The organism is Microcoleus sp. Pol17C6 (genome assembly GCF_036701145.1).
GTDB lineage: Bacteria > Cyanobacteriota > Cyanobacteriia > Cyanobacteriales > Microcoleaceae > Microcoleus.
The window spans coordinates 1-21,313 of sequence record NZ_JAUBQH010000012.1 but is presented as its reverse complement, the minus strand read 5'-3'; the positions used below and the strand labels follow the sequence as shown (position 1 = coordinate 21,313).

General features: G+C 44.2%; 21 protein-coding genes. 10 read left to right on the top strand and 11 right to left on the bottom strand.

Going from position 1 to position 21,313, the window contains the following annotated elements:
- Positions 1-322 precede the first annotated feature (322 nt).
- The 3 genes from QUA25_RS08575 to QUA25_RS08565 all read left to right on the top strand — a co-directional run bounded on the left by QUA25_RS08575 (position 323) and on the right by QUA25_RS08565 (position 3,134).
- Positions 323-820 carry a helix-turn-helix domain-containing protein gene (locus QUA25_RS08575; protein WP_333037026.1) on the top strand — a complete coding sequence of 166 codons (498 nt, stop codon included), beginning with the start codon at positions 323-325 and terminating at the stop codon, positions 818-820.
- A 50-nt stretch (positions 821-870) separates the two neighbouring features.
- A complete protein-coding gene (locus tag QUA25_RS08570) occupies positions 871-1,392 on the top strand; it encodes an IS630 family transposase (RefSeq protein ID WP_333037024.1) in 522 nt (173 codons plus the stop codon).
- Positions 1,393-1,892: 500 nt separating this feature from the next.
- On the top strand, positions 1,893-3,134 hold the full coding sequence (locus tag QUA25_RS08565; protein ID WP_333037023.1) for a protein kinase domain-containing protein: 1,242 nt from the start codon (positions 1,893-1,895) through the stop codon (positions 3,132-3,134).
- Positions 3,135-3,271: 137 nt separating this feature from the next.
- On the opposite strand, the gene QUA25_RS08560 is transcribed toward QUA25_RS08565, so the two are convergent.
- Together QUA25_RS08560 and QUA25_RS08555 are read right to left on the bottom strand one after the other, a co-directional pair.
- Positions 3,272-3,490, bottom strand: a complete 219-nt coding sequence (locus tag QUA25_RS08560; RefSeq protein ID WP_006631282.1) for a DUF4327 family protein — start codon at positions 3,488-3,490, stop codon at positions 3,272-3,274.
- A gap of 469 nt (positions 3,491-3,959) precedes the next feature.
- The gene (locus tag QUA25_RS08555) at positions 3,960-4,097 is read right to left on the bottom strand and encodes a hypothetical protein (protein ID WP_333037022.1); all 138 of its coding nucleotides are present in this window, start codon (positions 4,095-4,097) and stop codon (positions 3,960-3,962) included.
- A gap of 39 nt (positions 4,098-4,136) precedes the next feature.
- On the opposite strand from QUA25_RS08555, the gene QUA25_RS08550 reads away from it, so the two are divergent.
- Positions 4,137-5,117, top strand: a complete 981-nt coding sequence (locus tag QUA25_RS08550; protein ID WP_333037021.1) for an aspartate carbamoyltransferase catalytic subunit — start codon at positions 4,137-4,139, stop codon at positions 5,115-5,117.
- 137 nt (positions 5,118-5,254) lie between these two features.
- On the opposite strand, the gene QUA25_RS08545 is transcribed toward QUA25_RS08550, so the two are convergent.
- Positions 5,255-5,656, bottom strand: coding sequence for an SH3 domain-containing protein (locus QUA25_RS08545; RefSeq protein WP_333037020.1), 402 nt, complete (start codon positions 5,654-5,656; stop codon positions 5,255-5,257).
- A gap of 636 nt (positions 5,657-6,292) precedes the next feature.
- On the opposite strand from QUA25_RS08545, the gene QUA25_RS08540 reads away from it, so the two are divergent.
- From QUA25_RS08540 to QUA25_RS08530, 3 genes are all read left to right on the top strand, one after another.
- Positions 6,293-6,784: a molybdopterin synthase catalytic subunit gene (locus QUA25_RS08540; protein ID WP_190659969.1), complete on the top strand. Its 492-nt coding sequence runs from the start codon at positions 6,293-6,295 to the stop codon at positions 6,782-6,784.
- 122 nt (positions 6,785-6,906) lie between these two features.
- Complete coding sequence (locus tag QUA25_RS08535) at positions 6,907-7,566, top strand: sigma-70 family RNA polymerase sigma factor (protein ID WP_041622468.1); 660 nt, start codon at positions 6,907-6,909, stop codon at positions 7,564-7,566.
- A 140-nt stretch (positions 7,567-7,706) separates the two neighbouring features.
- Positions 7,707-8,312: a zf-HC2 domain-containing protein gene (locus QUA25_RS08530; protein ID WP_333037018.1), complete on the top strand. Its 606-nt coding sequence runs from the start codon at positions 7,707-7,709 to the stop codon at positions 8,310-8,312.
- Positions 8,313-8,479: 167 nt separating this feature from the next.
- Here QUA25_RS08530 and QUA25_RS08525 read toward each other — a convergent pair whose 3' ends face one another.
- Positions 8,480-10,981 carry an NACHT domain-containing NTPase gene (locus QUA25_RS08525; protein ID WP_333037017.1) on the bottom strand — a complete coding sequence of 834 codons (2,502 nt, stop codon included), beginning with the start codon at positions 10,979-10,981 and terminating at the stop codon, positions 8,480-8,482.
- A gap of 529 nt (positions 10,982-11,510) precedes the next feature.
- Between QUA25_RS08525 and QUA25_RS08520 the strand changes: the two genes are divergently transcribed.
- Together QUA25_RS08520 and QUA25_RS08515 are read left to right on the top strand one after the other, a co-directional pair.
- A complete protein-coding gene (locus QUA25_RS08520; protein WP_333037016.1) occupies positions 11,511-11,792 on the top strand; it encodes an ATP-binding protein in 282 nt (93 codons plus the stop codon).
- A gap of 53 nt (positions 11,793-11,845) precedes the next feature.
- Entirely contained in the window at positions 11,846-12,565 is a 720-nt protein-coding gene (locus tag QUA25_RS08515) for a response regulator transcription factor (RefSeq protein ID WP_333037015.1), read from the top strand.
- Positions 12,566-12,585: 20 nt separating this feature from the next.
- Here the strand turns inward: QUA25_RS08515 and QUA25_RS08510 are convergent, their stop codons facing one another.
- The gene (locus tag QUA25_RS08510; protein WP_333037014.1) at positions 12,586-12,990 is read right to left on the bottom strand and encodes a gamma-glutamylcyclotransferase; all 405 of its coding nucleotides are present in this window, start codon (positions 12,988-12,990) and stop codon (positions 12,586-12,588) included.
- Between the two features lie 120 nt (positions 12,991-13,110).
- Between QUA25_RS08510 and QUA25_RS08505 the strand changes: the two genes are divergently transcribed.
- Entirely contained in the window at positions 13,111-13,710 is a 600-nt protein-coding gene (locus tag QUA25_RS08505; RefSeq protein ID WP_333037013.1) for a glyoxalase-like domain protein, read from the top strand.
- A 129-nt stretch (positions 13,711-13,839) separates the two neighbouring features.
- On the opposite strand, the gene QUA25_RS08500 is transcribed toward QUA25_RS08505, so the two are convergent.
- The 6 genes from QUA25_RS08500 to QUA25_RS08475 all read right to left on the bottom strand — a co-directional run bounded on the left by QUA25_RS08500 (position 13,840) and on the right by QUA25_RS08475 (position 21,029).
- Positions 13,840-15,117 carry a bifunctional sterol desaturase/short chain dehydrogenase gene (locus QUA25_RS08500; protein WP_333037012.1) on the bottom strand — a complete coding sequence of 426 codons (1,278 nt, stop codon included), beginning with the start codon at positions 15,115-15,117 and terminating at the stop codon, positions 13,840-13,842.
- Positions 15,118-15,190: 73 nt separating this feature from the next.
- Entirely contained in the window at positions 15,191-15,757 is a 567-nt protein-coding gene (locus QUA25_RS08495; protein WP_445242203.1) for a restriction endonuclease subunit R, read from the bottom strand.
- Between the two features lie 216 nt (positions 15,758-15,973).
- Positions 15,974-16,915: a hypothetical protein gene (locus QUA25_RS08490; protein ID WP_333037011.1), complete on the bottom strand. Its 942-nt coding sequence runs from the start codon at positions 16,913-16,915 to the stop codon at positions 15,974-15,976.
- 3 nt (positions 16,916-16,918) lie between these two features.
- Positions 16,919-18,076, bottom strand: a complete 1,158-nt coding sequence (locus tag QUA25_RS08485; RefSeq protein ID WP_333037010.1) for a DUF3696 domain-containing protein — start codon at positions 18,074-18,076, stop codon at positions 16,919-16,921.
- Positions 18,073-19,230 (bottom strand): DUF262 domain-containing protein, encoded by a 1,158-nt coding sequence (locus QUA25_RS08480; RefSeq protein ID WP_333037009.1) that lies wholly within the window; start codon positions 19,228-19,230, stop codon positions 18,073-18,075. Before QUA25_RS08480 ends, QUA25_RS08485 begins: the two co-directional genes overlap by 4 nt.
- 155 nt (positions 19,231-19,385) lie before the next feature.
- Positions 19,386-21,029, bottom strand: coding sequence for a family 10 glycosylhydrolase (locus tag QUA25_RS08475; protein WP_333037008.1), 1,644 nt, complete (start codon positions 21,027-21,029; stop codon positions 19,386-19,388).
- Positions 21,030-21,313 lie beyond the last annotated feature (284 nt).

Here is a 21,313-nt window from a genome sequence, read left to right as displayed (position 1 = left end):
AGGAAACAGCTTCTGCCGTTTCCGGGCAAGGCTTTACTGCTCGCTCTGCTATTAGGTATCCGGTGTTGAAACAGCTTCAGTTTGATCGCTCAAAAACTGATTGCAGCCCCAATACGATTGCACAAAAGCTGTTGAGGGCAAACCATTTATCAGTAGCTTGAATTTTGAGAGTTTGTTCTGGGAATCGGCGGAAAAAACTGGCTTGATAGTAAGTGGATTCATCATAGCTGAAAGAGCTTTCACTTATACCATTTTCCTAAAGTAGTGCTACAATTAGTAAAGGTCATTTTTGTAAGTTAGTACCCAAACAGAAGGAGGAAAAATGTCAGGAGTTGTCAAAATTGAGATCCGGGAAACAGAAGAAGAACTAAAAGCTCTTTTGAGGAGAGAAAAAGAGGCTCACCGCCACGAAAAACTGCAAGTTCTGTATTGGCTCAAAACCCAAACGGTAGACAGCGTATTGTCTGCTGCTGTGCGGTTAGGAAAACATCGTACTACAATACAAAGATGGTTGTCTAGTTATCGCTTGGGGGGAATAGAAGAATTGTTATTGCTGAAACCTCGTTCGGGAAGACCAAGAATAATGAATCCTGAAACTGTAGAGAGATTATCAAAGGAATTACAAGAATCTGAAGGATTCAGTAGCTACAAAGAAGTACACCAATGGCTGACAAGTTGCTGTGAAGTAAAAGTGGCATATCGCACAGTACACCAGTGGGCAAGATATCGGCTCAAAGGAAAATTAAAAGTCCCGCGTCCGGTGAGTGAAAAACAGAAAACCGGGGTAGTAGAAGAATTTAAAAAAAACTCTCATCTCTAATTAAAGGCAGTCTGAGTCAGAGTGAGAGTTTTTTAAAGCAGTGGGAAAAAGTGCGATATTGGAGTGAAGATGAAAGTCGGATGGGGCTGCATACAATACAGAGAAGGAAGCTCACAGGTCGCGGCATAAAACCGCACGGAAAAGTGCAATGGGATTTTATTTATTTGTGGCTGTACGGGGCAGTAGAACCACTAACAGGAGAAAGCTTTTTTTACGAGTTTACGCATTTAGATACAGTGTGCTTCGAGAAATTCTTAGAGCTATTTGCCAGTAAGTATCCTCTTGATTTACATATAATTCAAGTAGATAATGGAGGTTTTCATAACTCTTTAAATCTAAGCATACCAGAAAATGTAATTTTACTGTTTCAGCCCGCCTACAGTCCTGAAGTAAATCCAATAGAAAGACTGTGGGGGTATGTAAAAGAACAATTAAAATGGTTAAGATTTGAACACATAGAGGAGTTGAGAGCAGCGCTACAAAAAGAGTTAAACAAGTTGGCGAATGAAGTCATTGCTTCTTTGACGGGATGGCAATTCATTTTAGAGGCTCTATCTGTAGCAGAAATTTAGGAAATTGGTATTACAGAAAGAGTTAGTCTCATGAAAAAAAATTAAACTAAAATGAAGTGAGGCAGCAGGCGGGCTGATGCGAAATCAGTTTTATACCCGATCCCTCTCGGGGCAATTTGGGCCTAGGCAGGAAGTGCCCGCCCTACATATAGATGTGGGGGGTAAATCAAAACCTGCTGCTACAGCAAATTTAGGTAAAAGTTTAGCGATTGTTTACCTACTTTTTGTAATTTCAAGTGTTAAATCGATCGACTGTGTTTTAAGGAGCGATCAGCCCCTCACAAATTTGATGAATAATTGTTCCCAAAAAACTATTTATAACTTAATTGTTTATGAAATCTTTAATCATAATCAGGATATTATAAAGTTTTCCTGAAACGAACGTGTGAAGCTCATAAGTAATTTTTAATTTCTAATTTTTCAAAGCGCTACGCCCCATATCTGTAAATTCCTGCCAACTCTCACTGCCACATCAGGGAGTTCAACCACATCAATCGAAAATGCTGCTGACTCTTTTAGATCCAGAAACACAGACCCCCCTACAACAGTGGAGTTTCGAGAGCGAATCCATTATTCGCATCGGCCGCTCTCCAGACAATCACGTTGTGATCCCCAATGCTCTAGTGTCACGGCAGCATCTGGAATTGCAAAGAGTTAATAGCGGGAGATCCAGCCAGTGGTACTTAGTCAATTCCGGGACAAATGGCACTTTGGTGAACGGTATTCTCATGTCTCAGGGTTGGATATCCGACGGTGCCCTGATCCAGTTGGCGCGGGGCGGCCCAATTCTGCATTTCCAAGTGGTTACTATTGAAGTCGGTGGCAAGATTGAGGCGAACCCCACCGTCAATCTCGTGGCACCGAGGTGTACCCACGCGGGAAACCCGCCGGGGAATTTATTCTGCATCCACTGCGGCGAACCGATTAAAGTCGATCGCACTGTCCGACACTACCAAGTGCTGAGAACTTTGGGCCAAGGGGGTATGGGGACAACGACTTTAGCCTGGGATCGAGATAAAGCGAAAGCTCAACAACCCGGAAGTTCCCCCGCAGCTTCTCTGGTAGTCCTCAAGGAAATGAATGCTGATATGGCTCAAATAGTCAAAGCTCAAGAACTGTTTGAACGTGAAGCTAAAACTCTCAAGGCCCTCCACCATCCGGGAATTCCTCAGTTTTTTGACTTTTTTGTAGAAGGGGGCAAAAAATACTTGGTGATGGAAATGCTCCACGGCGAGGATTTAGAAAAACGCATCTACAACCGCGGGCCTGTTGCTCCCCAACAAGCAATAGAGTGGATGATCCAAACCTGTGAAGTTTTGGACTACATTCACTCTCAAAAACCCCCGATCGTCCACCGGGATATTAAACCTGCTAATTTGCTGGTGCGCCACCGCGACAATTGCATTACAGTGCTGGATTTTGGTGCTGTTAAAGAAATCGGCACTCCTCCAGGGACTCGGATCGGCGTTGAAGGCTACACCGCACCAGAACAAGACCGGGGACAACCTCTCCCTCAGTCGGATTTATATGCTATTGGGCCTACTTTGATTTTTTTGCTGACGGCCCAAAGCCCTCAAAACTTTTACGGGAAAATAGCTGGAGGTTACGGGTTTAAGCTCGAAAATATTCCGACGATCGCCCCCAAACTGCGGGAGACAATTTTACGAACCACGGCAGCTAAGCCTGGGGATCGCTTTCAAACTGCTCAACAATTAGCTCGAGCTTTAGCAGCTTCGGTTTAATAGAAGTCAAAAGTCATTAGGAAGAGGGCAAAGGGAAGAGGGAAGAGGGAAGAAGCTAGCAACGGAAATTTATGAAAGAAAATTTACCCGATCGCCTCGAAATTTCTCTCCGACACCCCAGTCCTCCGTCTTCTCTGTTATTCTTCGTCCCAAGCTTCTACAGCTATCAACTCGCTCACGGGGTCTTGCATAGAAAAATCAAACTCTAGCAATTGCTGTTTCCAGTACGGCCATTCGTCCCCGTAAAGCAGAGCAATTTTCCAAATACTGTCTGTCGGCTTGATAATGTCAGACGTGACGAGAGAATGCACCTGACGCTGGAACTTAACCATCGGCTGTATAACCTGCTGGCTCATAATACCTCTTGAATTGTTTAAATCTTGTGTAATTACCACTTCCCAGCTCTCACTTTTTACCGCAGTTTCGCCAAGAACAGTCTCGCCAAGATACGTGTAGATTTTTGTCGGGAAGCTACATATTCAACTTGTATCTTAACAGAGTTCGTTTTGACAAGGGGCTATAAGCAGGACTGAAGAGTCAAGACCGACTTCAAAGAATTAATCATCTTTAAAATGTCCCGCTATATGCTGTCGATTGACAGTGGAAGGTTGGCCGCCTCGATTGTTTCCACATAGTGGTAGATGCAAGGGCTGCGTTCGGGTTGTTCTTGACAAGGCTGAGTTTGCGTAGGAGAAACTGCAACTACTGCTCTTTCGCTGCTAAAGCGTAATTTCCGCTTTCCTGCGGGTAAACCACACCTGTTTCACCTTCGACGCTGGGTTCGCTGTGAGAGTGGGGTCTGAGCTACATAAACTGATTATAACTCTACTCACCGCAAAAGCGATCAAAAATTGTTGGATACTGTTGATCGCCACCCCTAAATGTCGATCGAACATTCAAAGGCGACTGCTGAGCGGGCGTACCAGCAAGTTCCAAACCCATCATCCGTCCTGATTGAGTCAATCTAAAATCTAAAATCTAAAATCTAAAATCTAAAATTGTATGACTTGGACAAGGCGACACATTCTCACTCTGGCTGATTTTACCTCGGACGAATACGATACGGTGCTGCAAACTGCAGCCAGTTTTCGGGAGGTGCTCGGCCGCCGCACGAAGAAAGTGCCGGCCCTGCAGGGTCAAGTGGTCGCGAATTTATTTTTTGAACCTTCTACCCGGACTCGCAATAGTTTTGAGTTGGCGGCGAAGCGGCTGTCGGCGGATACGCTAAATTTTACGCCGGGAAGTTCTTCTCTAACGAAGGGGGAGACTATTCTGGATACGGCTAAGACTTATCTGGCGATGGGAACGGATTTGATGGTAATCCGGCACGAACAAGCTGGAGTTCCCAGCACGATTGCTTCGGAAATGGATCGCTTGGGTTCGAGAGTCAGCGTTCTCAATGCAGGAGACGGCCAGCACGAACACCCATCGCAAGGTTTGCTAGACTTATTTACTATTTGTGCTCTGTTAGATACCGAACGTCCGCGGCTGGAACTTTTAGCGGGCAAAAAAATTGCTGTGGTGGGGGATATCTTGCATTCGCGGGTTGCTAGGTCTAATATTTGGAGTTTAACGGCTTCTGGGGCAGAGGTTCATTTGGCCGGGCCGCCGACTTTGCTACCGCTGTTGTTTGCTGAGTGTGGCGATGGTAGGGAAGGCAAGTTATTTTTGCATTGGCAGCTTGAACCTGCTTTGGCCGATGCTGATTTTGTGATGACTTTGCGGCTGCAAAAGGAACGGATGAGCGACCATTTGCTGCCGAGTTTACGAGAGTACCATTCTTTGTACGGGATTACGCGCGATCGGCTCAAACTCTGCAAGCCGGATGTGAAGGTGTTGCACCCTGGCCCAGTTAACCGTGGCGTGGAAATTAGTTCAGACTTGATGGACGATGCCCAGTTTAGCCTGATTTCTCAGCAAGTTACCAGCGGCGTGGCGGTGAGGATGGCATTACTTTATCTAATCGGCGGCGGTAAAGTTTAGGCTGTTAGTTGTTAGTCATGAATTTCGGATATTCCATGATTTTCAGGATCGATCGCCTCTTTAAAATAATCGTTACCCGGTTTTGCCGGGTAACGATCAACACTCTTTCTAGAAATGTAAAGTGCTCTAGTTAAGAGTTAGGAAAGCCACGAGGCTTTCACCCAGCCGCCACCTTTGAGTTGGGCCCAGCCGTATCTGTAACGCCCGGTCAATTTCACATTGTCTCCATTGTATAACTTGCCGATGACATGAGAACAGCCATCGGGGCGGTGGCGGATATTCAGTCGGCCGCCGTTGGTTGCAACTTCGGCGTAGCTGTGACGGCTGTGATGAGCGCGATGGCCACAGTGTTTGCGGTAGCAACCTGCTTGGGCTTCGCCACCGACACTCAGAACAGATAGGGCTACTGCCATACCTGCAACGCCTATCCATGCAGAATTAGGAATTTTCAAGCCCAGTTGGTCTAACGACTTGACCTGGAGTTCGGACTCTGGAGATTCATAAGCAACAAAAGAGTGGCTCAATGCTAGTGCTTCCATAGTTTCCTCGTGATTGTTGTTAACCTTTCTTGGTGCAGACTCAGGTCAAAACCTCAATTAACAGCCCAAATTATTAACTTATGTTTCATAAAAGCCACAAAAGGGCGTTAAGGTCTTGCTGTTGCCGAGTATTGGCTAATGTTCCTGAACCCTGCACAGGTATATCATGTCATTGATGTAGCTTTCCGGAACAAAAAAATAAATAAAGTTTACATCGGCTGCTAAAAATTTTGCAGACGCGGATCAGAACTCCCGGCAGAATTAAACTTAACTGTGTCATTCAAAAGGGAACGAAGTTATCGATTGGGGTTGGAAATTGCTTGTACTGAGTTGCGAATGACACTACTTATTTTGGTGCGGATTTATTGAATTGCTACAGCAATATCGGCAGTTAATTCGATCGAACAAGCATCCCGCTCGTCTTCAAGCACAATCTTAATTTGCTTCGGGCCAGTCATAGTGTAGCCGATCGCACTGGTGCAGAAGTTCGGGAAGATGGCATCGGGCCCTGGCCCGTGCTACGAGATTAGCCTCAAGATTAGCCACCCCGTCTCCTTGACAAGGATGCAAGATCAATCGATCGCCACTTGATTTGTGTCAAGATCAATTAACATATCCAGCACCACTTCTTTGGCAATGAACTCTAGCGCTGCACTTTCGATCGGCACAATTCCTCAACGGCATGAATCAGACAGCTTCGCCATTACCTTAGCGCCCTTGTCTGTAGAGGAAATATATGCTTTGGCAGATGACCCCGCGAACGGAGCCGTGGTAATGATGAGCGGTACAGTCCGCAACCAAACTGACGGTCAAGCTGTAGTTTCCCTAGAATATCAAGCCTACGAACCTATGGCTGTGCGAGTATTCCAGCAAATTGCTACTGAAATCCGCCGCCAGTGGGCCGATGTCAATCGGGTCGCTATTCACCACCGCGTCGGACACTTGCAGGTGGGCGAAATCAGCGTACTGGTGGCTGTTGGCTGTCCCCACCGGGGGGAGGCCTTTGCAGCTTGCCAGTACGCCATAGATACGCTCAAACACAATGTACCGATTTGGAAAAAGGAACATTGGGCTGACGGTTCTAGCAGTTGGGTTAGTATAGGAGCGTGCGAGGTTGTCGGGCATTAGTAAGCAGTTAGCAGTCATTGACTGTTTGATGACTCAAGCCGATCGCAGTTTCCGAGCGCGGGAACCAATAGGGATCTGCTAGCGTCAAAAAGTGTGGAATGTTCGATGAGCCAATTCCACCGATGAGCGACTTTATTTCCGTGTCCTGGTCTGCGGTTGTGGCGACCGTTCAAAGAGTGCAATTGCCAGCCGAAAAACTCTCTAATTATGACTTGGTGTTGCGGTGTCAGGAAGGAAATCGACCTGAGACCACGGCCTTTTCAGAACTGTTGAAGCGGTATCAGTCCCACGTAGACAGGGTTCTTTATCACTTGGCCCCTGACTGGCAAGACCGAGCAGACTTGGCTCAGGAAGTGTGGATTCGGGTCTACCGCAATATTAACCGTTTGCAAGAGCCTGTTAAATTTCGGGGCTGGCTCAGCCGCATCGCCACTAATTTGTTTTACGATGAGTTGCGGAAGCGCAAGCGGGTGCGAACTCCGCTGTCGCTCGACGTACCCCGTACTCTGGAAGATGGCGAGGTTGATTGGGAAATTCCGGCAGACAGTCCGGGGCCTGATGAAGATTTGACGACTAGAGAATTTTACGACCAGTTGCGGGTGGCGATCGCAGATTTGCCGGAAGTATTCCGCACAACAATTGTTTTGAGAGAAATAGAAGGTTTAGCCTATGAGGAAATAGCCGAAATGACCGGAGTTTCTCTGGGAACTGTCAAGTCGAGAATTGCTAGAGCTCGCCAAAGATTGCAGTTGGAATTGCAAAAATATCTCGATGGTAATTAGCAAAAGTATTTTCAGAGGCGGGTTAAGAAGATTTGGTGATGTTTGCTGTGACATCAAAACTTCTCTTTTAAAATATAAATAAGCAGTAAATCCTTCAAATAGCGAGTGCGTGATTCCCCAATTAGAGCAAGTCTGAAATTATGAATAGTAACTGTGAATTCGATAAAAATCAGAATCAGCAAGGTGTCGGGGATTCACTCGCTGAAACTCAAGTTAACAACAATTATGCCCAGGGCAATGTAACTACTATGATGCGCGATCGCTTTGAATTGCTAAGTGCCTACCTCGACGGTGAAGTGACGGCGACAGAACGCCGGCAAGTTGAGGAGTGGCTGACAAATGACCCCACTACGAAGCGTTTGTACTCGCGACTGCTGATGATGCAGCAGAGTTTTCAGGCACTGCCGGTGCCTGCTTCGGAACAATCTGCCGAGGAGTTGGCGGCGAAGGTTTTGCAGCGGGTGGAACGCAAGCCGAAACAAACTTGGATTTTGGGTGGAGGTGCGATCGCAGCTTTGTTGATTGCGGTGGTGTCTGGTGTCGTTGGCGATCGCCAATTGTTTGCTCCTCAGTTTGCTCGATCGCCCGTTCCTGCTGAATCAGACGGTTTGATTATGGCTTTAAACGAGCCTTTGGTGGAGATGGTTAATCCCAACGATTTGATGCTTGGGGTGAATGCACCGATCATGGATATTCCCAAAGTTGGTGTAGCAACCCCTCAAAAGTCATTGCCAAAGGCGCAGTAGGATTTCTGTTTTGAGCATAACTGAAGTTGCTAAGCTCCCTAAAAAAGGGGGCTTTTGCCATTTTTCCCAGTTTTTCAACGTGGATAGATCCTTTGACACTTCGCCGGCTTTGAATGACGAATTGTGGGGCGATCGCATCTTGATATCGGAGTAGGTAGCGAGTGGAATTAGAGCGGGCGATCGCACTTGTCATCGGTTTTTTGCAGATTTGCGATCGGCAACAGCAATGTCTCCTCAATTTCCTGCCGCACAGCAGGAGATACATTACAACCGCTATTCAGGCACTCTACCAGCAATTTATTAGCATCGTAATACTTTCTCAGCAATGACTTTTGCTCTTGGCTGAAGTGCCAATCGTGACCTATATTGCGATACTTAATCATCAGATTTATTAATTGCTGAGTCCAATCTTGACCTTTAGCATTCCACCACTCCCGCTCGCTTCTCCACCACTCCTGTATTCTGTTTATATATGCTGAATCATATAGTTGGTTTCTGAGTTTTTGCAGAGATTGCTTCAATTCTGGTTCCAGATTTAAATTGAGAGTAAAGGCGAGGATAGAGAGGAGATTGCGACCTGATGCAGCAGCATAAGTATAGGGAATATTAAGGTCAATTGCATAAAACATTGCAACATCAAGAACAATATCAGTCGCCAAGTCAGAGTGGCGTTCAGTAGCCAAGCCAGAGTCACGTTCATTGTCATAATAAGAAGTAAAGTCCAAGAAAAAAAGTTCAAGGGGTGGTTTAAAGGTATGGTCAATGGCATAACCAAGAATACGGATCAAATTTAAGTCAAAATTCAAGTTAGAACCAGGGTTACTAACGCGCTCTACCTCTCGACCCAGATAAAAAGCGCGGATAGCTGATGGTTTATAGGGAGCCTTAATGGAAAAAGATTTATTTCTTACCCACAGGAGGAACTGCTGCAACTGCTCGTCCTCAGCGACCAGTCCATCAACTTGCTGTTTCATTGACAGTAACAAGTCATCAGCTTTTGGCAACATTCCAACTGCTAAGAACAATACTTCTCGCCAACGCTTCTCTGTCAGCTTGCTGACCAGTTTTTCCAAAGCTTGGGGAGCGGAATTTTTAACAATTTGTCTAGCAGTGAAATACTCTTGGAATGTTAGATGAGAAAACGAATAAATCCCTCTTGCCCTCTCCACTAATAATCCATGTTGTGCCTCAATCGCCTTCAGCACAGCCTCACTATGTATCTCGAACTTAACGGGGTCAGTTGTGCTATCGGGCAAGTTAGCTAGATAGTCAGCAATCAATTGCTGAACTGTGTTTTTGTCAAAAAAGTAATCGCCCCGTTCAAAAGTAATAGCGGCTACAAAACCAAGTAAATGTTGCTTGTGGGAAAAATTTAAATTTCGATAAACTTCATCCCGTTGAATACCTCTGGTTTCATCCCATTTTCTGAGCAAAATTTCCAGTCCTTCTTCATACAACTTGGCTCGGTAGGATGGAAAATCTGCTTGTGCTTGGAATACTAAACAAGTCAAGTTAAGTAAAATTGGCGTTACTGCCAGTTCTCGAATTTGCTGATTTTTAGTCATTTTTAGCTTCTCTAAAAATTGAGATGCTAAAGCTTTTCCTGCCTCCAAATTATGGGAAAATGCCACAAACCAATTGCTCGCAAAGGCAGCAATTTGCTTGTTATTAAAATCGGCTACCTCAACACAAGTAAAGGCTTCGTCGTGAAATCTGTATTTAGAAGCGGCAATTCGACAGGTAATAATAAACAGATTGTTGTAATACTTTTGGACAAACTGACGAATCTGTCTGACGACTGCCTCGCTATCTGATTCTGGCACTTCATCTAAGCCGTCCAATAAAATTAAACATCTGCCTTGACTAAGTACAGATTCAGTTTGCGATCGCGCCTCAACTCCGCAACTGGCAAATTCATCGCTGATATATTCTAATAAGTCAAGATTAGCGATTTCAGCAAAGGTTTTTAGAGGTATAAAAATCGGTATTTTGTTTGCTTCAAATTCTGATCGATCGCACTCAATGGCAATGTGTTTTAAAAAGGTAGTTTTACCGGAACCAGGTTTGCCGAGTACCATCAATTTAGAGTGAGATTTCACTGCATCCAATCCAGGGACTCGTTTCTGGCGTACTTTACCCAATCCTAAGCGGTTAAAGTTATCCGCATCTGGGTTGAAGTCTCTCAATAAATCGCGAATTTCTCCCGGCTGCCAACTGGTAATTTCCTCCAAAATGTTGACTTCAACGTAGAGCTTGCTGACATCAACTGGCTGTGCAATATCTAACAGTTGCATTTTGCTGTAAAGCTGTTGGATTTTGCTGTGGCATTTTTGCCGGATCTCTTCCACTACCGAATCAATGTCTAAATTCGATGGCTGCGTATTTTCTGGTGGAGGACGATCGACAATTTCTTCCCAATTCAACTGCAAAACCGTGCAGAAAGCCTTGAAAGCATTGGCTTTAATGGGTTCTTGTCCTCGTAAAAAACGCCTCCAAGTTGGCAGCGACAGACCATCGGCATAAGGGCCTGCCTGTGTCCAAGTTCGATCGGGTTCTAATTTTTGACTAGCTTCTACTAACCATTTGGGGTCTTCTATTGTCGAGCCCCTTTCTCTTCTAGCTTGCTTAATTTTTACTAATCCCTCCTCAGAGGCTTTGAGGGTCGTCATTATATAATTTACTTCTCTAATTGTCAATGTCAATTTTAGATCAGTTTAGCGATCGCAAACTGAGTTTGTCAAGACCCCAGCAACAAAGAGAAAATGATCCTGACAACAACTGCAGGGCATACGGGAAAAGTCAGGCATAAATCAGGCAAAATTAACCCTTCAGAATGCCACTCTCTTGTGTCTCTAAAAATTACTTATTAAATAATGAGAAAGGATAGCAACATGAAAAATAGTATAAATGACATTCCATCCCGTGGAATAGGCATAAAACTTATTAGCAAAATTGCCGATAAGCTAAGCTATAGACGCACTTCTGACGAGCGAAACTGTCTATTAATTGTGAAATGTTTTCATCCAGGTATAATACCACCCCAACCTCCGCCTCAATCTGGTTATTTAAAGCGGGTACTTGACTTGTGGAAAGCCTTTATTTTGGGGTGGCAAAAGCAACCAAATTACCAATCTTGTCAAACTTATAACCAGCCAATTAAAACAATTCACCTTCAACTCAATACTGACCTCAAGAGTGTTGTTCAAGTTTTATGGTGGGTCGAGAAGTTTAGAGTATCTACCCATTCCCGAAGCAGTTTTGCAGCAGTGCAAACTTGCTACGATAGAAGGGTTTACAAATGCTGTTCGTCACGCTCATAAAAATCTGCCATTTGAAACTCCGATCAACCTTGAAATAACCGTATTTAGCGAACGCCTAGAAGTCAAAATTTGGGATATGGGAGAGCCTTTTGACCTCCAAGCTAAGTTAATTGAAGAATTACCAGTTATTTGGAGCGAGCTGGGATTTATGCTTGACTAAAGCTGTACTGTAATTGCCAAGTTTCAACTGACAAGAAAAATATTTTTTTTGTGATGACTACTGATACTGCTCCCAAGATTCTAGTTGTGGATGATGACCCATCCATCCGCACTCTAGTTCATCGTTTTTTAACTCAGAAATATCAAGTAGATTCGGCAGCAGATGGCGAGACCGCTTTAGAATTGTTTGAGAAATTAAAGCCACTGCTAGTAGTTCTCGATTGGAATTTGCCGGATACTACAGGCTATCACCTCTGCCAAGAAATGCAGCGCCGTACTAATGTTTTTGTGATCATGCTAAGCAGCCGCACAGACGAAGCTGATAAACTTAAAGTCCTGTCCGCCGGTGCTGATGATTATATCTGTAAACCCTTTGGTTTGGCAGAGTTGGCAATTCGTATAGAAGTTGTGTTGAGACGGATGAGACCTGTCACTTCATCACGTATTGTATTCGATCGATTCGCGATCGATTCGGCGCGTCGGGAAGCAACACTCAACGATCGCATTATCAAGTTAACAGCCTTGGAATTTAATATCCTGTATTTTTTAGCAAGTCATTCCCGTCAATCTTGGAGTCGCCAACAGCTAATTGAAAAAATTTGGGGGTGGAACTGCAACGACACAGGAGAAGAGAAAGTTGTTAGCGTACATATCGGTCAGATTCGCAAGAAAATGATTGAAGTTGATGCTACTGGATCGCAGTTTATTAAAACTATTCGGGGTTACGGTTACAGGTTCGAGCCGCCTTCGCCCACTGCAATGGCACTTTCCTAAGCTCATCGGCATTAACCCCCTTATTTGGTGAAAAACCGATTTTCCCACCTGCCGTGGGGCAGCCAGATGCCTCCTAGGGAACGAACGCGATCGGGTAACATGAAGTAAGCCCAAGCCGTGCCTAAAGGTTTGAGGTGTCGATCGAAGATTTCGATTTCCTGTCGCTGATATTCGTTTTGTGCCGATTCCCGCAGCGGATGATAGTCTTCCAATCGGTCTAAATCGTCCAAAATAGCCGAGTTTGCGAAACAGAGGAGAAAACCGCAGACTGTGCCGTCTCCGGCCATCATCGCAGGATAGCCGATCGGCAGCGCAAAAAGTTGACCGCGGGCGATCGCGGGGCAAGCATCCACAACTTTTCCTTCGCAGTAGCGGAGGTAGTTGGACTCCCCCGGTTTGAGTGTGCCGTATACAAAGACTTTCATCGGGTAGGGCTTAACCGCTAGTTTTTGCTAACATAGATGGCTAAGCTAATAGTTTAAGTCTCGCGGGCGATCGCGACTGCAATCTTGATAAATTTCGTTGTTTACCCTTTCTTATAATTCATGACTCTAGCAGTTAGTTTTATTGCTTTTGGACTTCACCCTTTACACCTGAGTTCTTTCTTGCCATCCCTGCCCCTTGACAGCTTGTTTTCGACTCAAGGGATTATGGTGATGCTGCTGGCCGCCTATGCGGGGGCGATGTGGATGTTTCTCACCAGTGCTCCGAAGGTACACACGGTAATGGTATCCGATCTCGGACAAGCCAGGGAGTTCTATGAAGGTATGCTAAACCTGCCCGTAGCAGAAGTGCCGCTGCACTACTACTACAATTACGAGCAAACTTTGGGCACAACAGGTATCGATCCGCTGTATTTGTCGCCGAATGTCGGGAGGGCAACGAGCTCTCAAACGATGGGGAGTCCCGAGGGTTTGTGGTATCAGTTGATGAAAAATACCCAACTGCACATTATTAGTGGGGCCGGTGTAGGGGAAAAAAATCGCCCGCGTCACGTTTGTTTCGATCGCGAATGTTTGGATCAGCTATTGATGAGGGTACAAACTCGGGGCATTAGTTATAAAATTCGCCGGGAAAAGCCGCTGAATTTTTTGGTCAAGGATTATGACGGCCGGGTAATTGAAATGGCTGAGGTTAGTAATTAGAGAAGACTCGGCTGTTGAAACCGATCGTACACAAAATTTAGTCTCTGCAGAGAGGGACAAAAGAATCAAAGGGGTATTACATCCCAAGTTAGAAACCCGGTTTATCTAAAAAACCGGGTTTCTTGTTGATTAATTAATCTTAGATTCAACGCTAGATTTTTCCGAAACCGCCGCTGCTTTAATCTCTGAAATCGCTTTCCGGCTGAAAATTTTGAAGTAGAGAGAAACAAAAAACTCTTTGACTGGAAAAACTATAAAAGTCAAAGGATTAATTGTCACGATGATATTGCGCGCATCGGCTTTAGCTTGTTTGACAATTTGCTGCGCTACCCAGTCAGGAGACAGGATGCCGATCGGGTTTAAGTTGCTTTTAAACGGCCCTAAAATCAGTTTGCGAACGATGCAGGGTGCGTCTAGCCGCCGCAGGGTGACTAAATCTCCCAGGGCGCGTTTGCTGAGTTCGTACAGGGGACTGACAGCGGGAATTACTTCTGCTTCTGAAGTGTTGATCCAGACTTCTTTGCAAGCGATGTTTTCGTTAGTGCGGACTGTTAAGAAAAAGAGTTCCATCAGCCGCCACGCGGAAAAAGTGTTAATTTCGTAGGAGTTTGCGATCGCCTCTCCTGTTCTTTCTCCGTGTACATTAATCCCGTGATTGATGACGAGAATATCGATTTTTTCTAAAAATAGGGCTAAGTCTGCCTCTTGACCAGCTTGCCAAGTTACGGTTTTTATAGGTAAACTTTCGCCGTCTAAATTCAAAGTAATTTCCTCATTTCCAGAGGTGAGGGCGATGACTTTTGCACCAGCTTTGTGCAGGTGTTTGAGTAACGAACGACCTAAAGTTCCCGATGCACCGGTGACGGCTACAGTTTTGCCTTTGAGAGAAAGTGCTGTACCCATAAGTTTATCTATTAAGGTGAAAGTACCGCAATAGTAAGCATTTTGATTGTCGAAGTGATGCCGCCAGTGATAAGGTTTATTAACTAACCACTTGCCAGGGGGAGTCAGGAAGTCTCCCGGTTGGTGGGTGATGTCGGTTAATTCGTCTGCGCCTTTGATGCCGCACCCGCGGGCGATCGCGCTCAACAAAAAGCCTAAAGTATAAATACAACCCGCTGCTGCGCCCCAGTGATATTCCGGCAGCCCAAAATAAGCTACAACCCACAGCAACAAGCCAAAAACCATCATCGCCGCAGCTTCGGGCACGTCGTGACGCCAGTGTGCTTGCTTGTAAATTGTCTCGCTGACGGGGGTCAAATTCGGGCGGAAAACGCGGTGATGCCAGGTGTGCAGCTTTTGCAGGGGTGTCCAATAATGGGACACGACGTGATAAAAGTCTCGTATTATTTCTGCCCAGCAGACAGAAGCTATTGCCACAGCGCCGACTATCGAGTAATTTACCATGCTCGCACCAGTTTGAAATTTGAGATATTAGATATTGTCTGCTTTGAAAGATAACTCAAAATGGCTTTTATTGCTAGTCTGGAAGTTGACTCAGGCGTTTTAAAATCTGCAAAACCCGGTACAATTCATTGCCGGGATTGGAAATAACAAATTCCGCCGATCTGGCATACTGGGGAGTTTCACCTCTAACTAACTTGACAAAATTGAAGTTAGCACCTGTGGCAATCATTCCAAAAGTAGGAGTTTCAGGATTGGGATCGGCCAGCATATATACCAGGAATTGGGCAAGTGCTTTGTCAGTTGAAAACGAAAGTTGTTTGGATTCAATTACTGTCACCCACAAGTTTGCTTTCATATTTAGGATATCTATTCTGCCTTCGATGATTCTGCCTTCGTCTTCCTCTTGAATGGATATCGAGTTTTCGGCTTTGACTGGAAAAGGGGACTCATACAGACCGGCAATAAACAAAATTGGGCTGATGATTGTTAGCTTGACTGCATTTTCCAATACAGGCGGGTTGTCTACCAAGTTGAAGTATATGTCTTGGACGCGATCGAGCAATTGTTTTTCTGAGTCTGTTACTTCGGGCAAGTTTTCTTGCCATTCTCGGAAAAATTCACTGTTGCGAACTCGCTGCAAGCGGAAGTTATCGATTAGATAGCGGAGGTTGATATCTCTTGCTTGTAGTTTTTGTATTATTATAATTAATAAAGGGTTTTATTGTTATTAATAAGTTTAGCCGATTTGGGATTTTTAACTGCCGATGAACGCTTCGGAACGCAGATGAAATTTCGAGTAAGTTAATTTTGGTGAGATGTCTGTTTATGGGGATTTGCGATCACAATTCGCTGTAAATTATTCTATTTTGGGGCCAATATACCCAATGATTATCTTTCCGGGGCCTAATTCTGTGCAGAAATGGAGTCGCCAAGCTCCCGGTGTCATGCGGATGTGCAAACTGAAAATACGCTTTTTCCCGTCAAGACACTGAATATTTAGTTGCTCTCTAAGCTGCTTAAGTCTTGACTCACTCTCTGGAGATGCCTTACTAGGAAGATTATCCAAATTTAGCGCTCCGTCTGTCCAGCTTTTAGATAATTCATCAAGCTCAAATAACTTTCTGACAACTTGTCGTAACATTTTCGGATCGACAAGGCTTTCTATCTGTTGGCTGACGCGATCGCAAAATTCCAGGCTGGAGAATAACTCAGCTCGACGTTTCCAAAGCTCCAAACCATCAACCACCGCTGTTTGCTGACGTTTCTTAATCCAATCAGCGTGTTCGAGAACGTGGTTTTTCTGACTAGCATGAAGAACCTCTACACTTTCTTCTATCAGCTCCCCATTGTCGTCAATTTGTATTAGTTCTAAATTGAGGCTACTGCTATTCCACAGCGATTCTGAATTCAGACTAATTGCCAATGTTTCAAGGTAGTGAGCAACTTTAAATCCTTCTGCTTGGCTACCCTGTAAAATCAACTCACAATCTGGAGCTTCAACTTTTATTTTAATATCTAGATCGGGAATATCAACGGATAAAGGATTTTTAGTTGCCAGAGTTCTCAGAAAAGTCTGCTCTTCTCTATTAACTTGAGGATCGTTGCGCCAACGAGAAAGAGGATAGTTTTCTGCAAGAAACATAGCATTAAAATCTGCTTGAGTGCGGATTCCTTTCAGTCCGCAGCGTTTAGCTTCACGCATCGTACTAATCAATTCAGACATCCATTGTTGTGCTGTAGAAATATCAGGAGCAAGAGTTCGCGCGGACAGTTCATTAAACACCATCTCCAAATCCATCGCTTATTCTCCTTCCACCGCAGGTTCCAACAAAATCTCCAAACTGTTGTCCCACTCATCAAAAAAACCATCCGGCCAGCGATCAATTCGTCCGTTGCGATCAATTTTTGGCGATATTACCTCAGTCACAGCTTGTCTTTCCTTTTCTTTATTGTCACGGTGGAAGTAGTGCAACTGAACATCTTTCGGGTCAATTTTGCCCCCGTGAACCGCAAGGCGAATCCCATTTAAAACATGATCGCTGTGAGTTTCTATCACAACTTGAACGCCACCGCTAGCCGCCAAAGCTAATAATCGACCCATTTTAACTTGTCCTTTTGGATGGAGATGCGCTTCAGGATTTTCAATTAAAATGATTGTACCAGGTGTTGATGCAAGTGCCGCTACAATAATCGGTAAAGTGTAGCTAATTCCAAATCCCACATTAGTTGCACGGTAAGGATTGCTATCTCCATAGGAATATTGAAAACTCATCAAATCGACATCGGATTTGGCGTCTATTTTGAGGCGCGTACCCGGACTAATTTCTCCCATCCATGCTTCAACTTGGTCGATTAAATCCATTGATTTATTACGGGTTTGTTCCAGGTTTTGCCTTTTGAATTTTACCTCTGGATGGCTGAGGTTACTATTAGGGATAACCTCACGCCCATTAATAGCAAGAAAATGAGCAGCATATTCGCCTTTGATACCCAGTTGACCGAGCTGTCGTACTTGGTAATCTGACATTTCATTAAATGGGCGCGGTCCGAGCCGTTCTGCCTGAAGGTAATGAAAATTATTGCCAAAAAGATTCGATTTATACACTTCCGAAGTAACTGGTTTCGAGACAATGTTCAACACATCTACCTCTTGGTCATATTTGAAACGCCATAGCCCTTCGCTGTTGTTTTCCCAAACAATGTCAAAACCAATTAAGTCCTCTTTTGCTCCCTCAAAAAGTGCGTCTCTAGCAGTACCCACATTCACGAAATCGCCATTAAGCGCCAACCCTTTTTCTGGCAATAAACCCTGTTGATAAGATTGACGCAGGAGCAACAGAGATTGCATAACAGAAGATTTACCAGTGCTGTTTAAACCAGAAAATAGCGTGAGCTTTTTAAATTCCAATAACTGATTTGCAAAAGGTTTAAAATTGAGCAATTGCAGCGAAGTAATCATGCTAGAACCTCCTGAATTATTTTTTCAATTATCTTAAATCTGTACTCAATTTTTTCCGCTGCCTGAGAGATAGAAGTCAGAAACTCTCGATCGCTATCTACATATTTTCTAAATTTTTCAATCAATTGCTCCTTGTGCTGCTTCAATATATTAAGTTGCTCGTCGCTAAGTAAACTGAGATTAACAGACCAAACTTCAAACAATGCTTTATTTATTGGAAACATTTTTGTTTGGTATTGGGAGATTTTACGAAAGGCATTTTTCCCAAAAATTTGCCATGCAGCAATCATAGCTTTTGTAAAATTATTTTCTATTACTTGTAATTCCTGTTCAGACATATTATTAACCTTAGATAATGCTTTACTTAAAAATAAATTTCTCTTTTCAGATTGAGAATTTTTATAAGATGTAAGCGTAAAGGCTAAAAAACCGAGTATAAATTCCCGATCGTCCATCCGCATTTTACGCAACTTACTCAGCTTAGTAACTTGCTGGAATTCATTAGATGTAGCAAGTTTAGCTAAAAACTTTGTTGCCTTACCGGGGTTGAGAGCATGGCGAAGCTCTTGGGGAGTCATTGGCAATCCTCCTGTATTAATCCGTTTAAAAATGTTATATTTAACTTCAGGAGGTGTACCTTTTTCAATTAAATAAACTGTAACCTGAGTTTCCTCTATTCGACGCTGGTATCTGCGTTCAATTTCATCATAAGTTTTACCTTCTAAATTGGTTAAGTATTCTAGTCCGCATAACCTAAGTGTTTTATCGCTCATAAATTGCTTGAGAGCAGATAGCCGTTGCAATCCATCCACAACTAACCATTTATCTTCATCAGTTGCATCTATATAAAAAGCTGGTAATGGAATCCGAATTAGGAGCGACTCAATCAGTCTACTTTTAGCGTCATCTTTCCAGATGTTTGCATGGCGCTGAAAGTCCGGTGCTAAGTCAAGAGCTTCCTCATTGATTCTTCTTAGAAGTTGCTCGATGGTTGGTTCTCTGGTGAAAATATTAATTTCATCAGGATCGTATATCAATTTGTCTGTTTGATAAAGTTCAGCATCGTTATCTTCTTCCTCTTGCATAAAATTTAGTTCATCAAACGTCGTATCTTCGTTAGATACTTGGTTGTAGGGTTCAGGCTGAGCTACCATAAGGAATACTCCTTTGTATTAATATTTATTATGATTCGGTATTGTCCTATTAAAACTTGGATGTCACTCCTAGCAGATAAGAACATTTTCAAATATTATCGCACAAATTCTTTCTTGTAGAGACGCCACGAACTGCATCTCTACAAATAATCTCCTTACAACCGGCAAGTTTGCCGTGCCCTTTCATCCTCCGGTTCTTGCCACCCAAAAGCAAAATGACTCACCGCATTAATTTGCGGAGTCGCCGAGCGAATTGCCCGCATTTGAATCTCCAAAGACGGCCGATTTTTCAGAGGTTTTCCCCAATCTCCAGCAATGGCAGGAATAATTTTTGCTCCCGCAGGCGCTAAACTCACTGTCCGCTGCACTTGTGGCACAATGCAGCTTACATCCCCGCAATTTCCGTAAGACATGGCGTGGAATTCCACAGCAGCCGGAAAGGTGTCCCAAGGCTGCAATCTTGAATCATATCCCCCTTGATTTATCGCTTGATTTGCAGTGGGAAAAAACACCGCTCCTACAGGAATTCCCATCCTTTGAGCTGGTTGAATTGCTATTCCCAAAAAATCTAAAATCCCTTGAACTGCGTGAGCAACGCTCAGTTTCCACAGGTCTTTTTGCAGAATGCCAGTATCGGGAAGTGGCGGGGTAGGTTTTGATGTTGGAGTTGCAGGGTTTGGCTTGTTAGCGGCGGGAGTTGTTGAGGCTGATCTCGATGTGGCATTCTCTCTTCTAGAAGGTGGAGTTGTTACTGACATCGCCTGCGGAATTCGGCCCTGCCAAAGAGGTTCTCGCTCAGTTGGATACTGTTTGACTACTGCTTGAACGTCATTAGGATTGATAAATCCCTTAGTCAAATATCGCTGAATTAAATCTCGCCCTTGCTGATTGCTAGCGCGCTGCAAAAGAACTTGCTGCGATGCTGGGCCGTAAATCCACAAGTCTTGAACTTTGGTAGCAACTGAAGCGGGTCCGATGCCCCGTAGATAGCGAATGTAGTCGAATAACATTCCTTGCGGCTTGCGCTTGACTATTTGATTTACTAACAAAGTATAGTCTTGCCGTGCTTGTGGGTTGTACGGATCGATAAAGGCTTGATTGCCCGGAACTTCTCCGAAGTCCTCGTTAATCGCTGCGTATTCACTTACTGTTAAACTTGTCTGATTTTTACCGTTGATAGCGAGGGTTTGCTGTCTGTCGGGACGCTGAGCATAGTTATAGCCAAAGTTCATGGTAAATAACCAGGCGTAAACTTTTAAACCTCGCTGTTTGCCTTTGGCGATCGCCTTTTCTAACAAATCGTATTTCTCGTAACCGCGATTTCTCACAACAGAAGGCCAAGCCGTAGGATTGTCTGCGACTGGTAGTAGCACTTGACCATCGTAAAACACTTCGACATAGACTTGGTTGTAGCCTTTATTCACAACTTTGTCCAATACTCGATCGAGTTCTCCGGGTCTGACATCGCAGGGATACAAACGCAGCCAAACTGCTTGGGTTTCGGGCCAAGTTTTTTGGCGGCATTCTGCTATTTCCCGCGCGTGTTTGTTCAAAACAGCAAAATATGCTTGCTGAGATTCCCGTTTTCCCGACAGCGCTGCGCGGCGCAAGTCTTCTTTTTGATTGACCTGTTCTTGGGATAATTGACAATAGGCTGATGTTTGGGCAAAAGCTGGTTGATTTCCGATAAACGGCCAAACAAGCTGGCTGATGAAGCTACTGGTTAAAACAGCACTTACCGCACTTAAAAAGCGTCGCTGGTGTTGAAAATTCGCGATGCGAGTTGGTGCAATTTTCATGGGAGAATGGAATGGGGTTTTCTGGTTTAAATTGGGTGGCGATCGCATTTTTGCGATCGCGCTCAACAAGCAGCTACAAATTTTCTACTTTTTTCCGTTGACTTAGTTATGGCACAAGTCGATCGCACAATGCAAATTCTATCTGGTGGCTATTTAAATTAAATAAGGGCGATTGGGCAAGATAAGACTCGGTGATTAAACCGCTGCTCATTTGTGACAAGTTAAGAAAAAGTGCAAATTGTCAAGGGGGTAGACCAAAAAAGGTAAAATAGGATGAAACCTTT

Excerpts from the sequence above, each read along its gene's own strand:
- QUA25_RS08575 (WP_333037026.1), top strand. The coding sequence starts at position 323 with ATGTCAGGAGTTGTCAAAATTGAGATCCGGGAAACAGAAGAAGAACTA.
- QUA25_RS08565 (WP_333037023.1), top strand. The coding sequence starts at position 1,893 with ATGCTGCTGACTCTTTTAGATCCAGAAACACAGACCCCCCTACAACAG.
- QUA25_RS08560 (WP_006631282.1), bottom strand. The coding sequence starts at position 3,490 with ATGAGCCAGCAGGTTATACAGCCGATGGTTAAGTTCCAGCGTCAGGTG.
- QUA25_RS08550 (WP_333037021.1), top strand. The coding sequence starts at position 4,137 with ATGACTTGGACAAGGCGACACATTCTCACTCTGGCTGATTTTACCTCG.
- QUA25_RS08545 (WP_333037020.1), bottom strand. The coding sequence starts at position 5,656 with ATGGAAGCACTAGCATTGAGCCACTCTTTTGTTGCTTATGAATCTCCA.
- QUA25_RS08540 (WP_190659969.1), top strand. The coding sequence starts at position 6,293 with ATGAACTCTAGCGCTGCACTTTCGATCGGCACAATTCCTCAACGGCAT.
- QUA25_RS08535 (WP_041622468.1), top strand. The coding sequence starts at position 6,907 with ATGAGCGACTTTATTTCCGTGTCCTGGTCTGCGGTTGTGGCGACCGTT.
- QUA25_RS08530 (WP_333037018.1), top strand. The coding sequence starts at position 7,707 with ATGAATAGTAACTGTGAATTCGATAAAAATCAGAATCAGCAAGGTGTC.
- QUA25_RS08525 (WP_333037017.1), bottom strand. The coding sequence starts at position 10,981 with ATGACGACCCTCAAAGCCTCTGAGGAGGGATTAGTAAAAATTAAGCAA.
- QUA25_RS08515 (WP_333037015.1), top strand. The coding sequence starts at position 11,846 with ATGACTACTGATACTGCTCCCAAGATTCTAGTTGTGGATGATGACCCA.
- QUA25_RS08510 (WP_333037014.1), bottom strand. The coding sequence starts at position 12,990 with ATGAAAGTCTTTGTATACGGCACACTCAAACCGGGGGAGTCCAACTAC.
- QUA25_RS08505 (WP_333037013.1), top strand. The coding sequence starts at position 13,111 with ATGACTCTAGCAGTTAGTTTTATTGCTTTTGGACTTCACCCTTTACAC.
- QUA25_RS08500 (WP_333037012.1), bottom strand. The coding sequence starts at position 15,117 with ATGGTAAATTACTCGATAGTCGGCGCTGTGGCAATAGCTTCTGTCTGC.
- QUA25_RS08490 (WP_333037011.1), bottom strand. The coding sequence starts at position 16,915 with ATGGATTTGGAGATGGTGTTTAATGAACTGTCCGCGCGAACTCTTGCT.
- QUA25_RS08485 (WP_333037010.1), bottom strand. The coding sequence starts at position 18,076 with ATGATTACTTCGCTGCAATTGCTCAATTTTAAACCTTTTGCAAATCAG.
- QUA25_RS08480 (WP_333037009.1), bottom strand. The coding sequence starts at position 19,230 with ATGGTAGCTCAGCCTGAACCCTACAACCAAGTATCTAACGAAGATACG.
- QUA25_RS08475 (WP_333037008.1), bottom strand. The coding sequence starts at position 21,029 with ATGAAAATTGCACCAACTCGCATCGCGAATTTTCAACACCAGCGACGC.